The organism is Mesorhizobium sp. FG116, assembly GCF_057809835.1.
Map to the genome: position 1 here is coordinate 1 of NZ_JBMDKS010000006.1, position 15,730 is coordinate 15,730.

A 15,730-nucleotide genomic window follows, 5' to 3' on the forward strand; every position below is an offset into this window, starting at 1 on the left:
GCAGGCCGAAGGCCGTTGCGGAGACCCTAGGATCCATGCCGTGACCAAACGGCAGTGCGCAAAAGGCGCAAAAGAATGCTCCTCATTCTGAGCCGCCCCTTCCACAGTGAACCTCACGGCATGGATCATCGGGTCGCGCCTTTCGCTACGCTCAGGCTTGCCCGAGGATGACGAAGCCGAAGGGAACCCCATTCCGGCCATAGTGGCTGCGCTGGCGATCCCCGACTTTACGAAATCTTCGGGGCTCCGCTGGCGATGAAATGGGGATTGGCGAAATCCTCGTCGTGGTCCTGATTGCGCTTGCCATACGTCAATGGCGAACCATCGAGCTTGCGCGTCATGCCGCCTGCCGCCCGCAGCACGGCATCGCCGGCGGCGGTGTCCCACTCCATGGTGCGTCCGAAACGCGGATAGACGTCGGCCTCGGCGGCGGCAACCAGGCAGAATTTCAGGGACGAGCCGACCGACACGATCTCGGCTGCGCCCAGACTGCGGATATAGGCTTCGGTTTCAGGCGTGTTGTGAGACCGACTGGCGACGACCGCCAAAGGCAGGGTGGGCTCCCGCGCGAAAATGGGCTGGCGAGCGACGACAACGAAATCCTCGCTGACCCAAAGCGCCTCGGCATGGTTCGGCCTTCCGCAAAAGAACCGGCCCGTGCAAGGCGCGAACACGACGCCGATTTCCGGCACACGATTGCGGATAAGCGCGATATTGACGGTGAAATCGGTGCGGCGCTTAACGAATTCCTTTGTTCCATCAAGCGGATCGACGAGGAAAAAGGCTTGCCCCAGACGATCGGGCAAGATGCCTGCGGCAGCCTCTTCCTCGGCCACGCAGGGAATGTCGGGAAAGGCAGCCCGCAACCCGGCCAGAATGATTTTTTCGGCGGCGCGGTCGGCTTCGGTTACAGGCGTGCTGTCGGCCTTGCTGTCGACGTTGCAGCCCGCGTGGTAGACGCGCATGACTTCGCGACCTGCCTCGAGGGCCAGCTGCTCGAAGATTGCGAGGATGGCTCTGTCGTCAGATTCCGGCACCGCTGTCGTACTGGTCCTGGGCAATGTCGCGCTCAATCAGCCACCGTTCCACCATCTCCACCATTTCCTCGGGCGTCCGTCCAAGGGTTTTCAGGTGTATCTCCGGGTTCTCGGGCGATTCGTAAGGCGAGTCCACACCGGTGAAGTTCTTGATCTCACCTTTGAGCGCCCGTGCGTACAGACCTTTCGGGTCACGCTTGGCGCATTCCTCGAACGGCGTGTCAACGAACACCTCGACGAATTCGCCGGACATCAATTCCCGTGCCAGACGCCGCTCGGCCTTGAACGGCGAAATGAACGAGACGATGACGATCAGGCCCGCATCGGCCATCAGCTTGGCGACTTCCGCCACACGCCGGATGTTTTCGACGCGGTCGGCATCGGTAAAGCCGAGGTCGCGGTTCAAGCCATGACGGACATTGTCGCCGTCAAGAATGTAGGTGTGGCGGCCGGTGGCATGGAACTTCTTGTCGAGCAGGTTGGCAATCGTAGACTTGCCCGAACCGGAGAGGCCGGTAAACCAGAACACGGCGGGGCGCTGGCCCTTCAACGCCGCGCGGGCGCGCTTGTCGACATCAAGCGACTGCCAATGGATGTTGTCGGCGCGGCGCAGCGAATGCTGGATCATGCCGGCACCAACAGTCGCGTTGGTGATGCGGTCGATCAGGATGAACGCGCCGGTCGAACGGTTCTCGGCGAACGGATCGAAGGCAATCGGCGAGCGGGTCGAAATGTTGACGACGCCGACTTCGTTGAGCCCCAGCGACTTCGCCGCCTCTTGCGCGAAGTCGTTGATATTGAGCCGATATTTGAGATCGGTGACTGTCGCGCTCGCCTGATCGGTCTCGGTGCGCAGAATGTAGGAACGCCCCGGCAACAGAGCCTGTTCATCGAACCAGACGATGTTGGCGGCAAACTGATCCGCCACTTGCGGGCGCGCGGATGGAGCAACCAGCAGATTGCCGCGCGAAACCTCGACCTCCTCATCAAGGACCAGCGTCACCGCCTGCCCGGCAACCGCACTCTCAAGATCGCCGCCATGCGCGACGATGCGCTTGACGTTGACCGAGGTGCCCGACTTGGCGACCACGACCTCGTCGCCCTTGGCAATCGACCCCGAGGCAATCGTTCCGGCAAAGCCGCGAAAATCGAGATTGGGCCGGTTCACATACTGCACCGGAAAGCGGAACGGCAGTTCGTTTGCCACATCGTCGACCACGACGGTCTCGAGGTGTTCGATCAGCGTTGGCCCATCGTACCAAGCCATGTTTTCCGAGCGCTTGCTGACGTTGTCGCCATAGCGGGCGGACATCGGAATGGCCGCGACGGAGCGGAAGCCGAGTGTTTGCGAGAACTGCACGTAATCAGCGACGATTGTGTCGACAACGGCCTTGTCGAAATCGACAAGGTCGATCTTGTTGACGGCCAGTACGATGTGCCTGATGCCGAGCAGCGAAGCGATGACCGAATGGCGTCGGGTCTGGCGCAGAATGCCCTGGCGCGCATCGACAAGCACAATGGCGAGATCGGCGGTCGAGGCACCTGTTGCCATGTTGCGCGTGTACTGCTCGTGGCCGGGCGTGTCGGCAACGATGAACTTGCGCTTCGGCGTGGCAAAGAAACGGTAGGCAACGTCGATGGTGATGCCCTGCTCGCGTTCGGCCTCGAGGCCATCGACCAGAAGCGCGAAGTCGACATCGTCGCCGGTGGTGCCGTGCTTGCGTGAATCGCGCTCAAGCGCTGCAAGCTGATCCTCGAAGATTTGCCTGGTGTCGGAAAGCAGGCGACCGATCAGCGTCGACTTGCCGTCGTCAACCGAGCCGCAGGTCAGGAAGCGCAACAGCGACTTCTTTTCCTGCGATGCGAGGTAGTCGCGAATATCGTCGGACGCTGTCAGATTGTCGGCGGAGACATGGCGCATGGCTTAGAAATATCCTTCGCGCTTCTTCTTTTCCATCGAGCCGGATTCGTCGCGGTCGATGAGTCGTCCCTGCCGTTCCGAGGTGCGGGCCGTCAGCATTTCACCCACAATCGCTTCCAGCGTGTCGGCGTCGGATTCGATCGCACCGGTCAGCGGGTAGCAGCCCAGCGTGCGGAACCGCACCATCTTGTCCTCGATGCGCTCATCGGGACGCAGCTTCATGCGGTCGTCGTCCTTGAGGATCAGCATGCCGTCGCGCTCGACCACCGGCCGCTTCTTGGCGAAATAAAGCGGAACGATGGGGATGCCTTCCTGCAGGATGTACTGCCAGATATCGAGTTCGGTCCAGTTCGAGAGCGGGAAGACACGGATCGATTCGCCGGCGGAAATGCGGGTGTTGTAGATGTTCCACATCTCCGGCCGCTGGTTCTTCGGGTCCCAGGCATGCTGGGCGTTGCGGAACGAAAAGATGCGTTCCTTGGCGCGCGACTTTTCCTCGTCGCGGCGCGCGCCACCGAAGGCCGCGTCGAAGCCATATTTGTCGAGCGCTTGCCTGAGCCCCACCGTCTTCATGATGTGGGTGTGCGTGTTGGAGCCGTGATCGAACGGATTGATGCCGTCGCGGACACCTTCCTCGTTGATGTGCACGATCAGATCGAAGCCGAGTTGCTTGGCCATCGTATCGCGAAAAGAGATCATTTCGCGGAACTTCCAGGTCGTATCGACGTGAAGGAAGGGAAACGGAGGCTTGGCCGGGTAGAACGCCTTGAGGGCCAAATGCATAAGGACCGAGGAATCCTTGCCCACCGAATAGAGCATCACCGGCTTGGAAAAGTTTGCGGCAACCTCGCGGAAAATATGGATAGCCTCTGCTTCCAGCCGTTGCAGGTGGGTAAGCGCGAGGTTCATGGCTGCGTTCGTTCCTTTCCCGGATGTACGCCCTTGTTCGCCGGCCACCAAGCCCGATCGGCAGTCGTAGCATCCTTGGAGTTGTCTGCGGCTGTCTTCTATCCGCGTCCCATCCAACAGCCAACGTCGGTCCCGCTCATTCCACCGTCAGGTTGAAATGATTTTTCTACATATACGGCAATTCGGGCAAAAAAACTTGAGAGGCGGCTGAGGCAATTCAAACCGTATGGCGGCGTCGATGGCCGGGGAAGGCTGGCTAACCAAGATGGGGCCTGTGGGCACTGCGGCCTACACTGTAAAGTTCGAAGCCGTGCCGCGTCGCGATGGCCGGATCGTAGACATTGCGTCCGTCGAAGATGACCGCTTGTTTCATTGCCGACTTCATCATGCCGAAATCGGGGACGCGGAAACTCTTCCATTCGGTGGCAACGATCAGGGCGTCGGCACCCTGCAGTGCCATTTCCTTGGTCTCGCACAAAACGAGATCATTGCGGTGGCCATACAGGCGTCGGCACTCGTTCATGGCCTTGGGATCATGTGCCTGAACACTGGCGCCGGCTTGCCACAGCGCCTCCATCGTCGCCCTTGCAGGTGCTTCGCGCATATCATCGGTGTTCGGCTTGAATGCCAGTCCCCACAGCGCAAACGTGCGGCCGGAAACATCGCCGCCGAAGTGCCGCGTGATCTTGTCAACTAGCACCAGCTTCTGCCGGTTGTTGCGCTCCTCGACTGCCTTCAGGACAGACGCACCGAAGCGGATTTCCTCCGATGTCTGGATCAGGGCGCGGACGTCTTTCGGAAAGCATGAACCGCCGTAGCCTAGGCCGGGGTAAATGAACTGGTAGCCGATGCGCGGATCGGAGCCGATGCCGTGGCGAACGCGCTCTATATCCGCGCCCAGCATTTCCGCCAGGCTGGCGATTTCGTTCATGAAACTGATGCGCGTGGCGAGCATGCAGTTGGCCGCATATTTGGTGAGCTCGGCGCTGCGGACGTCCATCACGATGATCTTTTCGCGGTTGCGATTGAACGGCGCGTAGAGTTCTCGCAGTGACTGCTCAGCGTCGGCGCTCGACACACCGATAATGATACGGTCAGGCCGCATGCAGTCATCGACCGCCGACCCTTCCTTCAGAAATTCCGGGTTGGAAACGACATCAAAGACAATGTCTTCGCGTCCCCTCTCCTTCAGTCGCCTTGCGATCTGGTCGCGAACCTTGTCGCCGGTACCGACGGGCACCGTCGATTTGACCACGATGAGCTTGCGATCATCCATGTGCGCAGCGATGGTATCGGCTACCGCAAGGACGTGGCGCAGGTCAGCCGAGCCGTCCTCGCCGGATGGCGTTCCGACGGCAATGAACTGGACATCGCGGCCGCGCACGCCCATCTCCGGGCTGGTTGTGAAACGAAGATTTCCAGCTTCGCTGTTTTCACGAACGAGCTTTTCCAGACCTGGCTCGAACAGTGTGATCTCGCCCCGCTGCAAGGCTTCGATCTTGCTCTGGTCAACGTCTACGCAAACAACATCGTAGCCGGTTTCAGCCAGAACTGCGGCCTGCACAAGACCAACGTATCCGGTTCCGAATATCGTTACTTTCAATTTGCTTCCTTGTGGGCGAAAGGAATGATTGTGCAAATTTGCGTAAGCGACGGCTTGATCGTTGCGCTCGCGCTGCAGCCCCTTAAAAGGCCGATACGGCGATTTACATGTCTCTTGTGAAAGCTTGACGACATGGCGGGACACACCTGACGCCATTCGTGCGTTCAACGCCCAATGCGACCACATTTTGAGTAGACTATCGTTTGAATTGGCGAATCATTGCAAAGTCTTGATGTGAACGTAGGTGTCCTAGGCGGATCGAAAACGCTTGGTATGGCGTTGCCAAAGAACGGCATCGATCGAAACAACGTCATTTCGATATTTCTGATGGGAGCGCTTCCAGCAGTCGGCGGGAGCGTGATTTCCGTCATGCTCTACTCGTTCTTCGTATGGGGCGTTCTTTCGCTTGCGTTGCAGCGGTTCGAGTTCGAGATGACTCGCTCCGACCGGGTGCTGGCCGTTACGTTTACCGCTTTTGCCGCGTCGATCGTGCTGACCGCCCTGATTGGCCCGAACCGGTCTGACATCCCGCATTCTATAATTTGGCTTCTGGCGTTCCTCGCGCCCTGGGTTGTCATTCCCAGGCTAAGGGCCACCAAGGGCATTGATCTTCTTTCGCCTTATCTCATCGGTGCCGCTGTCGGCGCCGTGATCGCGGCTTTCCTGGCGCTCATACAATCGGGACTGTCCGGCGTTCGCTCGGAGGGTGGCGCAGGCAACGCTGCGGTGTTCTCGATCATGTCGCTTTGCTTGATGGGAATAGGAGGGCTGAACATCGCATCCGCCTCCAAAGCCCGACAACTCCTCGCAATTGCCGCAGTCGTTGGCGGCACCGTAGCGTTGGTCATGTCGCTTACCCGGGGCGTTGCCATTGCCTTGCTTCCGGTCCTTTTCCTGCTTTTCCTGTTCGATCCCGCGCGCTGGCGCTCCGTTGTCGTCCGCCCGATCAGCCTTGCGATACTGACTGCCGCAACAATCGCATTCTACAGTTTTCAGAGGATGCTTGACTGGCGTTGGGAACAAACGGTCCGCGAGTTTCACCGCATACTGATGGGGCAGCAGACGACGAAAAGCATCGGCGAACGACTGAGGCTTTGGGAAGCAGGACGTGACGCTTTCCTGGAATCGCCCTTCTGGGGCCACGGCATTCAAAACAGGATGGCGTCGCTGGTGCCGGAACTGTCCAAGGACGACCTACCGATCCGCAGCTTTACCCACGCACATAACGGCTTTCTTTCTTTTGCCCTCGACGGCGGCATCCTGACATTGACCGCATTGATTGCGGTCTTGTGCGCGCCGGTTTTCATCGCATGGCGCGCTCCACGCGATGCCAACTACCGGATGCGGTTTTGTCTCTCGCTTATCGTCTCCACCTCCTACGCCGTCTCCGGCATGACGCAGATCATGTTCAAACATGACATCATGGATGCGTTCTTCGTCTTTTGCGCCATACTGATTGCAGCATCCATACCGGCTGGTTCAGTGTCGGACGCAATCAGAGCCAACGCAAAACCGCCCGCCTCCTGATCGTGCAATCAGGCAAATCCCATATGTTTGCTAGTCAGGCGGCGGCCTGGAAAACGTCCATCAATCCGGCATAAGCAGGTGCTATACCGGCTACCGGATTCGTGCTCTTCGATGCTGTCTCAACCTTCAGTGTCCCACCGTTGACAGGCAGGGTGAGAAGCAGGAACTGACGCTTTGAGTCGCTGCCGACCGTTGCAGCCGCCACGAATTCGCTGCGGCCACCAACATCAATACACATCTTGAACAGCATTTCGCCGCCGACCAATTCCAAAGCCTGGCCGACGATCTCAACGAACTCGTCTTCGGAAACGGTTCGCTCTTCTGGCACGAGATCGCCAAGGCTATCAGCCAAGCTCTTCTCCAGTGCCTTTTCATCAAGCTGCGCGTCCATGCAAACCTCGTGCATTTCGCTGACCAGCCCCGCCTCACAAAAGATTTACGTCGACAATGGCTGCATTATGGCGCGCATCGTAGCCAATTCGACCTAACCGACGGCATTGGCGACTCGACAATTCTGCGGTTCGTTCCACAATGCATTCAGGGAGAAACATCATGCTCGGATTGATGCAGGAATGGCCGCTGCTTTGCCATAAGGTACTGGACGCGGCCGCGACCCAACACGGCAAGCGGGAAATTGTCACGCGCTCGATCGAAGGCCCCATCGTCCGCACCACTTATACCGACATCCGCACGAGATCGCTCAAGCTGGCGCAGAGGCTTGAGCGCGACGGTTTCCAACTGGGGGACCGGATTGCAACGCTTGCCTGGAACAGCGCCCGCCACCTCGAAGCGTGGTACGGCATCATGGGTATCGGCGCCATCTACCATACGCTGAACCCGCGGCTCTTTCCGGAGCAATTGGCCTGGATAATGAACCACGCCGAGGACAAGGCGATCTTTGTCGACCTGACCTTCGTGCCGCTCCTGGAAAAGATCGCCGGACAGGTCAAATCATTGACCAAGATCATCGTTCTGACTGACCGTGCGCACATGCCTGAAACCGCCCTTGCAAACGCAGTTTGCTACGAAGACTGGCTGGCCGAAGCGGACGGCAACTTCCAGTGGAAAGAGTTCGACGAGCATACCGCAGCCGGCATGTGCTACACTTCGGGCACCACCGGCGGCCCTAAAGGTGTTCTCTACAGCCACCGCTCGAATGTGCTGCACGCCATGATGGCGGCAATGCCCGACGCAATGGGAATATCGGCGCGCGACGTCATCTTGCCGGTCGTTCCCATGTTCCACGCCAATGCGTGGGGGCTCGGGCAAGCCGCACCAATGATCGGCGCGAAGCTTGTCATGCCCGGCGCAAAGATGGACGGCGCCTCGATCTATGAACTTCTCGACACCGAGAAAGTGACGTTCAGCGCCGCCGTGCCGACAGTATGGCTGATGCTGCTGCAATATCTTGAGGAGACCGGCAAGAAACTGCCATTCCTCAACAAGGTGGTAATCGGCGGGTCTGCCTGTCCCCGCGTCATCACCCAGAAATTCCAGGACAACTACGATGTCGAGGTGGTGCATGCGTGGGGCATGACTGAAATGTCGCCGCTTGGAACGCTTTGCACGATGAAGCCCGAAACCCAGGACCTGGAAGGCGAAGAACGGCTGGCAATCCAGAAGACGCAAGGGTTCGCGCCGTTCGGGGTGGAGATGAAGGTAACTGACGACCACGACAACGCACATGCTTGGGACGGCAAGACCTTCGGCCGGCTCAAGGTGCGTGGTCCGGCTGTGGCACGCGCCTATTATGGCGGCGCGGGCGCGGAACAATTCGACGAAGACGGCTGGTTCGACACCGGCGACGTCGCCTTCATCGACCCCAATGGCTACATGCAGATCACCGATCGGGCCAAGGATGTTATCAAGTCCGGGGGCGAGTGGATATCCACCATCGACCTCGAAAACCTCGCGGTCGGCCATCCCGACATCGCGGAAGCTGCGGTTATCGGCATAATTCATCCGAAATGGGACGAGCGGCCCTTGCTTGTCGTTGTGCCCAAGGCGGGCAAGGAACCCAGCAAGAGCGAGATACTTGGCTTCATGGACGGCAAAGTCGCGAAATGGTGGATGCCCGACGATGTCGCCTTCGTCAGCGAAATTCCGCACACGGCCACAGGAAAGATCCAGAAGACGGCGCTGCGGGAACAATTCAAGGATTATCGTTTGCCAACCGCCTGACGGGCACCAACATATCCGCCAACTTCTTGCGACCCGGCATTCAACTTTGCCGGATCATGCGCTAAGCATCTGGCCGGAAAGTGCGAAACGGTCTTTGGCAGGCAATGAGCGAATATCCTGACAGGCAGACGTCGAAAGCCGCGGGCTGGTCACGCCGAACGGGTGCCTTTTCCCTCGTCCTTTTGTCGACGGCATGGGTTGGACACCATTTCAACCTTGTGGAAACGCCCGCGTTCCTCTGGGTTCTGGCTCTAGTAGCGCTGCTTGCGGCATTCGCATTGCTGTTTGCCGGCTTTGCTTTTTCAAGGTTGTGGACTTTTGGCGACCGGGGCGGCCACGACCTGATGGTGGGCGCGTTCTTGGCGCTCGTCGTCCTGGCTCCATTTGCGGTTGCAGCCTACTGGGCAACGATCTACCCGCCGCTAAAGGACATTTCCACCGATCTGGAAGATCCGCCTTCGCTCGCAACTGCCAAGGAAAGTGCAAGCGGGATGCCGGCACCGACCACGCCCGGCGAACGGCGCTTGCAGGCGCAGGCTTATCCGTTGGTGACGGGCCGGCGTTACGAGCTTCCGTTCAAGGAAACCGTCGATTCTGTCGAAGCCGTGTTCGCGAGACAGGGATGGCAGGTCGAAGGTTCTTTGCCTTCATCCGATACCAATGCCAGCGATGCGGTCGTCAACGCTGTCGCAAAGAGCTTCGTGCTCGAACTGCCCGCCGATGTTGCAATCCGCGTAACCAGCGAAGGCGAGACGAGCTATGTCGATATGCGCTCGGCCTCGCGCTATGGCCGACACGACCTTGGCGACAATGCTGCCCGCATCGTGAAATTCCTGTCGGAACTGGATCAGGAAGTGGTCGGCCAGATCGGCACCACCTCGACCGAGTAGAGATCAGTTCGCAGGGAAATAGACGCTGTCGATCGATGGGCTCGCTTCTGTAACGACGATGCCGCGCGCTACCAGATCTTCGAGATGGGCAAGGACAGAGAGCCCCGCCGCACCGTGAAGACGCGGATCGGTGTCCCGATAGATCGCCTCCACCATCGCCTTGATGGTGCGGTCGCCCTTCCTGACCCGCTCGAGGATGGCGCGCTCGCGCATTTTCCGATGCGCTTTCAAACCGCGCATGAAGGCATGCGGCGCACTCACCTGCCCGCCGTGGCCGGGCAGAAACAGACGGTCATCGCGTTCGAGCAACAAGTCTAGAGACGCCATGTAGTCGGCCATCGCCCCGTCCGGCGGTGCAACGATGGTAGTCGCCCAGGCCATGACATGATCGGCAGAAAACAGGATACGGCGACCTTCAAGGGCAAAGGCCAGGTGATTTGCCGTGTGGCCGGGGGTGAAGACCCCGCGGATCGACCAACCGTCTCCATCGATGACGGCACCGTCCGCCATGGCCACGTCCGGCTTGAACTCGGTATCGGCACTGGCGTCGAGTGGATTTGTTTCACCAATCCTTAGCGGGCGCGCGGGACGGTGCGGCCCCTCGGCTACGACCACCGCTCCCGTTTCGGCCTTCAAGCGCGCAGCGAGCGGAGAATGGTCGCGATGGGTATGGCTGACAAAGATGTGGCTGACCGGCCGGCCGGCAATGGCTGCAAGCAGCGTCTGCAAGTGCGAGTCGTCGTCGGGGCCGGGATCGATCACGGCCAGCGAATCGTGGCCAATCAGGTAGCTGTTGGTGCCATGAAAGGTGAAAGGCGAAGGGTTGGGCGCGGTAACGCGCTGCACGCCTGACGCGACGGCAACTGCCTTGCCGTATGCCGGTTGAAAACTCGTATCGAATTTGAGGGGCATAGCCTATTTACTCAGGCAAGACGGGCAAAATCGTTTGCCGCATATCACGGAAGACAATATAGGGGAAACCCGAAGCGCATTTGCGCTCTGGCCAAACGGATTGAGGAAGAACATGGCAATTGCAACAACGATGCGTCCGCTTGTTTCACTGGCTCTGCCCGAAAAAGGTGCCGCCAGGCTTGTCACCCAGTTGTTCCTCGCCATTGCCGGAACGCTCTTGCTGACGCTCTCGGCCAAGACGAAAGTCATGCTTGGCCCCGTCGATATGTCGCTGCAAACGCTTGCGATCTTCCTGATCGCAGCGGCTTTTGGCATGCGGCTCGCCGTCGCGACGCTGGTTCTCTACATGCTCGAAGGTGCGATGGGCTTCCCCGTGTTCCAGAGCACGCCTGAAAAGGGCATTGGTCTTGCCTACATGGTCGGCACCACCGGCGGCTATCTGGCCGGCTTCGTGGTCATGGCCGCTATCGCCGGCTGGGCTGCCGATCGCGGCTTCGACCGTAACCCGTTCAAGCTGTTCGGTGCGCTGCTCGTCGCGGAAGTCATCATGATGGCTATGGGCTTTGCATGGCTTGCGACGATCATCGGGGCCGAAAAGGCTTGGCAGTTCGGCGTCGTCCCGTTCATCGTGCCCGACCTTGTCAAGGTTGCACTGGCCGCCAGTTTGGTGCCGGCCGTATGGTCGCTGCTGCCGCGCCGCAAGTAACCAAGTCCGCGCCGGTACACCCGGCGCAACACAGAAAAGAATGCCAACGCCCGGTGCGCACGTACCGGGCGTTTTCTTTTGCAAAGGCTGCCCAGTTGGCGGATGCCACCGGTACCGCCTCGATAGCATGTGCAGATCGACAACGGCTCCGATACCTCCCGACGTCGGAATGGCGGGTACGCACTTCGCCTTATGGGCTAGGTCGTACCCGGCCCTGTTAGGCCATTGAGAGTAGAGATTTCCGGGCTCCTCGTAGGGTATCAGTTAGATCATGAGGACAAGGAGCTAAATCGGGAAACAGCTCTGCGAGGCGGCACTGGCAACAAGGCAACGCCGACCCGCGTGAACTGAGGTCCAGGGGCAGGTTCGCGGCGGCTTGAAACACCACTCGACGAGCATTCCCATTCGGCGAAATGTCCGGCAACCGGCCCGTTGGGTTTGGCTTGGGGCTTGCGCATGAAGGCGATGATTGTATTTGGCACACGCCCGGAAGCCATCAAGATGGCTCCCGTCATCAAGGCGTTTCGGGCCGACGGCCGTTTTGAAACGGTGGTTTGCGTGACGGGCCAGCACCGGTCAATGCTCGACCAGGTTTTGCAGGCATTCAACATCGTTCCCGACATCGACCTCAACATCATGCAGCCCGGTCAAACGCTGACGGATGTGACGGTCAACGTACTCGAGGGGTTGGGCAAGGTCCTTGCCGATACGAAGCCGGATTTCGTGCTGGTGCACGGAGACACCACAACCGCAATGGCAGCCTCTCTGGCCGCGTTCTACCAACGGATTCCGGTGGGTCACGTCGAAGCCGGTCTGCGCACACGTGACGTCTGGCGCCCGTGGCCGGAGGAAATGAACCGCTGCGTCATCGACGTGTCAGCCCGGTGGCTGTTTGCACCGACCGAAGGCGCGCGCAACGCGCTGATCGAAGAAGCAATCCCCGACGAACGCATTGTCGTGACGGGCAATACCGTCATCGATGCCCTGTTGATGGCTTCCGAACTCATCAGGTCCGACCCGATCGCCGAAGAGGCGTTTCGCAACAAGTTCTCCTTCCTGAATCCAAACAAGAAGCTCGTGCTTGTCACCGGCCACCGCCGCGAGAACTTTGGCGACGGCCTGCGCCGCATGTGCGAAGCTCTGGTGAGCCTTGCTTCAAAAGGCGATATCCAGGTCGTCTATCCCGTTCACCTCAACGAGAATGTCCAGCAAGCAGCCAAGGCAACGCTGGCCGGCGTCAGCGACGTATTCCTGATCGATCCGCAGGAATATCTGCCGTTTGTCTACCTGATGGGCCGCTCTCACATTATCGTCACCGATTCCGGCGGCATACAGGAAGAGGCCCCGGCTCTGGGAAAGCCTGTCCTGGTGACCCGCGACGTGACGGAACGCCCCGAGGCGATCGCGGCAGGCGCCGCGCGGCTCGTCGGCACCGATCCCTGCCGCATTGTCGCCGAAGCGCGACGGTTGATCGACATCCCAGAGGAATACAAGCGCGCGAGTTCCGCCACCAATCCCTACGGTGATGGCCGCGCAGCGCATCGGATATTGGAGACCATCGCCAATGCCTAGCCAATTTGAAGCGGTCTCGGTCATCGGGCTTGGCTATATAGGACTGCCGACTGCCGCGACCATAGCAAGCCGTGGCATCCAGGTTCTCGGCGTCGATACGAGTTCAAAGGCGGTTACCGCCATCAATGCCGCGCGCGCACATTTCAGCGAGCCCGATCTGGATGGCCTCGTCCATTCGACCGTCAGAAGCGGCCGCCTCAAGGCGTTTACCGAGCCGCAACCGGCGGACGCCTTCATCGTCGCCGTCCCGACGCCGATCCAGCCCGACAAACAGCCCGACATCTCCTTTGTCGAGCAGGCGATACGGTCGATCTGCAAGGTTCTCAAGGCCGGCAACCTGGTGATCCTGGAATCGACGAGCCCCGTGGGCACCACACAGAAGATGGCGGAGGTCATTGGCCAGGAGCGACCTGACCTTGTCGCGGCAAACGGCTCCAAAAACCACTTGAAAATATCGATGGCCTACTGTCCCGAGCGCATCCTGCCCGGCCGGATGGTCTACGAACTGGTGCAGAACGACCGCATCGTGGGCGGCATCACGCCGGAATGCGCCAGTCGGGCCAAGGAACTCTACAGCACATTCGTGCGTGGGCAGATTTTCGAAGCGTCTGCGGCTGCGGCCGAGTTGGTCAAGCTGATCGAGAACGCCTATCGCGACGTCAACATCGCCTTCGCCAACGAAGTCGCCAATGTCTGCGACCATCTCGGGCTGGATGCGTGGCAAACGATTGCGCTCGCCAACCGGCACCCGCGCGTCAAAATACTAAACCCCGGTCCCGGCGTCGGCGGTCATTGCATCGCCGTCGATCCCTGGTTCCTGATCACGCAATTTCCGGAACTGACACAAGTTATGCGGGCAGCCCGCAACGTCAATGACGGACGCCCCCACTCGGTTGTCGACAGGATAGAGACAGCACTCAACCAGACGGGGAGCAAGAAGGTTTGCTGCCTGGGTCTCTCGTACAAGGCCGACGTGGACGACCTACGCGAGAGCCCTGCGGTGGAGATCGTGGAGATGCTGGGTCACAAGGGCTACGATGTTACCGTCGTAGAGCCCCATGTCACTGAGCTTCCGAATGCCCTGGTCGGCCACTCCAATATCAGGCTGCAACAGCTCGAAGATGCGGTAACCGGCAGCGACGTGGTCGCGCTCCTCGTTGCGCACATGCCGTTCAAGAACGTCGACCGCGCCAAGCTGCAAGGCAAGCATCTGGTCGATTGCGTCGGGTCCTGGAACTAAATTACGCGTTTTTCCGGACTGGTGTTAGAAGATCGGCAATCAGCCGGATTCGACACCAGTCATGACACGACGCCCCTGCATTATCCATCTCGTTGCCGGCACGCGCCCCAACATCATCAAGATCGCACCACTTCACAAAGTTCTGTCTCAGCAGGACTGGTGTTCTGTGCGGCTGATTTTTATCCAGCAGCACAACTCGCCCAGCATGACGACCGAGATATTCGATGATCTCGGCATTTCAGAAATGGTGTCGCTCGACCTGACCGCCACGGGCTACGGGCCGCGCATGGGCGAGATCATTGCGAGATACGAAGAGTTGTGTGCGCAGGATCATCCCGACATGGTGGTGGTATCCGGCGACGTAGATGCCTCGATAGCAACCACCCTTGCCGCCAAGCGGCTTGGCATCCCTGTCGTACATCTTGAAGCAGGGCTTCGCAGCGGCGACATGCTGATGCCCGAAGAGATCAACCGTGTCGTGATCGACTCGATATCGGACCTCATGCTTTCGCCTTCCGAAGAAGCGATGAACAACCTCATCTTCGGAGAGGGCAAACCGCCTGAGAAAGTCGAGTTCGTCGGCAACATCATGATCGATTCGCTGTCGTCGACCGTCAAATCCGAGCTCCAGGCGGAACTTCTCACGCAATACAAGCTCACCGCACGATCATTTGCCGTTGCGACATTCCACCGACCTTCCAACGTCGATTCAAAGAAGCCGATCGAAGCGATTTGCGATCTTTTGCTTTGGCTTGCGCAGCGCACCGTCGTGCTGTTCCCGGCCCACCCACGAACCCTCAAGCAGTTGGAGCGGTGGAAATTCGACACCCGGCTTCGTGAGAACGGCAACATTCGCCTCGTTCCGGCGCTGCGCTATGCGGAGTTCGTCAACTTGGTCGCGGCATCGGCACTGGTGTTGACGGATTCCGGTGGCATTCAGGAAGAAACGACCTGGCTGGGCATTCCCTGTTTTACCTTTCGCGACACCACCGAGCGCCCCGTCACCATCCGAGACGGTACGAACTGCCTCGTCAACATCTATGACGTGCGCAGCCGACTGGAGGTTTGCCTGAACCGCCTGGCGAAGAACGCCGAACCCAGCAGGACGCGCATTCCGCTATGGGACGGGCAAACAGCATTTCGCTGCGCTGCGGCCCTCAACAGGTGGTGGACCGCCGATCAAGCCCGCAACAGGCGAAGGCTCGATCAAGCGTGAGATAAGGCAAGTTCAG

13 protein-coding genes are annotated in these 15,730 nt (G+C 59.5%); 7 read left to right on the forward strand and 6 right to left on the reverse strand.

Features of this window, described 5'->3' with window-relative positions:
• Positions 1-227 precede the first annotated feature (227 nt).
• The 4 genes from cysQ to ACODTY_RS06985 form a co-directional block, all read right to left on the reverse strand.
• Positions 228-1,013 carry a 3'(2'),5'-bisphosphate nucleotidase CysQ gene (gene cysQ / locus ACODTY_RS06970; protein WP_488993709.1) on the reverse strand — a complete coding sequence of 262 codons (786 nt, stop codon included), beginning with the start codon at positions 1,011-1,013 and terminating at the stop codon, positions 228-230.
• Positions 1,014-1,023: 10 nt separating this feature from the next.
• Positions 1,024-2,958: a sulfate adenylyltransferase subunit CysN gene (gene cysN / locus ACODTY_RS06975; protein ID WP_488993569.1), complete on the reverse strand. Its 1,935-nt coding sequence runs from the start codon at positions 2,956-2,958 to the stop codon at positions 1,024-1,026.
• 3 nt (positions 2,959-2,961) lie between these two features.
• On the reverse strand, positions 2,962-3,915 hold the full coding sequence (gene cysD / locus ACODTY_RS06980; RefSeq protein ID WP_488993570.1) for a sulfate adenylyltransferase subunit CysD: 954 nt from the start codon (positions 3,913-3,915) through the stop codon (positions 2,962-2,964).
• A gap of 208 nt (positions 3,916-4,123) precedes the next feature.
• Positions 4,124-5,470 carry a UDP-glucose dehydrogenase family protein gene (locus tag ACODTY_RS06985; protein ID WP_488993571.1) on the reverse strand — a complete coding sequence of 449 codons (1,347 nt, stop codon included), beginning with the start codon at positions 5,468-5,470 and terminating at the stop codon, positions 4,124-4,126.
• Between the two features lie 327 nt (positions 5,471-5,797).
• Here ACODTY_RS06985 and ACODTY_RS06990 point away from each other — a divergent pair, with 327 nt between their 5' ends.
• Positions 5,798-6,997 (forward strand): O-antigen ligase family protein, encoded by a 1,200-nt coding sequence (locus ACODTY_RS06990; RefSeq protein WP_488993572.1) that lies wholly within the window; start codon positions 5,798-5,800, stop codon positions 6,995-6,997.
• Positions 6,998-7,031: 34 nt separating this feature from the next.
• Here the strand turns inward: ACODTY_RS06990 and ACODTY_RS06995 are convergent, their stop codons facing one another.
• The gene (locus tag ACODTY_RS06995) at positions 7,032-7,388 is read right to left on the reverse strand and encodes a hypothetical protein (protein WP_488993573.1); all 357 of its coding nucleotides are present in this window, start codon (positions 7,386-7,388) and stop codon (positions 7,032-7,034) included.
• Between the two features lie 161 nt (positions 7,389-7,549).
• On the opposite strand from ACODTY_RS06995, the gene ACODTY_RS07000 reads away from it, so the two are divergent.
• Positions 7,550-9,178: a fatty-acid--CoA ligase gene (locus tag ACODTY_RS07000; RefSeq protein WP_488993574.1), complete on the forward strand. Its 1,629-nt coding sequence runs from the start codon at positions 7,550-7,552 to the stop codon at positions 9,176-9,178.
• Positions 9,179-9,282: 104 nt separating this feature from the next.
• Entirely contained in the window at positions 9,283-10,068 is a 786-nt protein-coding gene (locus ACODTY_RS07005) for a DUF1499 domain-containing protein (RefSeq protein ID WP_488993575.1), read from the forward strand.
• A 3-nt stretch (positions 10,069-10,071) separates the two neighbouring features.
• Here the strand turns inward: ACODTY_RS07005 and ACODTY_RS07010 are convergent, their stop codons facing one another.
• Positions 10,072-10,980 (reverse strand): MBL fold metallo-hydrolase, encoded by a 909-nt coding sequence (locus ACODTY_RS07010; protein WP_488993576.1) that lies wholly within the window; start codon positions 10,978-10,980, stop codon positions 10,072-10,074.
• A 112-nt stretch (positions 10,981-11,092) separates the two neighbouring features.
• Between ACODTY_RS07010 and ACODTY_RS07015 the strand changes: the two genes are divergently transcribed.
• The 4 genes from ACODTY_RS07015 to wecB (ACODTY_RS07030) all read left to right on the forward strand — a co-directional run bounded on the left by ACODTY_RS07015 (position 11,093) and on the right by wecB (ACODTY_RS07030) (position 15,714).
• Positions 11,093-11,686 (forward strand): biotin transporter BioY, encoded by a 594-nt coding sequence (locus ACODTY_RS07015; RefSeq protein WP_488993577.1) that lies wholly within the window; start codon positions 11,093-11,095, stop codon positions 11,684-11,686.
• Between the two features lie 456 nt (positions 11,687-12,142).
• On the forward strand, positions 12,143-13,258 hold the full coding sequence (wecB, locus tag ACODTY_RS07020) for a non-hydrolyzing UDP-N-acetylglucosamine 2-epimerase (RefSeq protein WP_488993578.1): 1,116 nt from the start codon (positions 12,143-12,145) through the stop codon (positions 13,256-13,258).
• A complete protein-coding gene (gene wecC, locus ACODTY_RS07025) occupies positions 13,251-14,498 on the forward strand; it encodes a UDP-N-acetyl-D-mannosamine dehydrogenase (protein ID WP_488993579.1) in 1,248 nt (415 codons plus the stop codon). The genes wecB (ACODTY_RS07020) and wecC overlap by 8 nt, the downstream gene beginning before the upstream one ends.
• A gap of 61 nt (positions 14,499-14,559) precedes the next feature.
• The gene (wecB, locus tag ACODTY_RS07030; RefSeq protein ID WP_488993580.1) at positions 14,560-15,714 is read left to right on the forward strand and encodes a non-hydrolyzing UDP-N-acetylglucosamine 2-epimerase; all 1,155 of its coding nucleotides are present in this window, start codon (positions 14,560-14,562) and stop codon (positions 15,712-15,714) included.
• Positions 15,715-15,730: the final 16 nt, after the last annotated feature.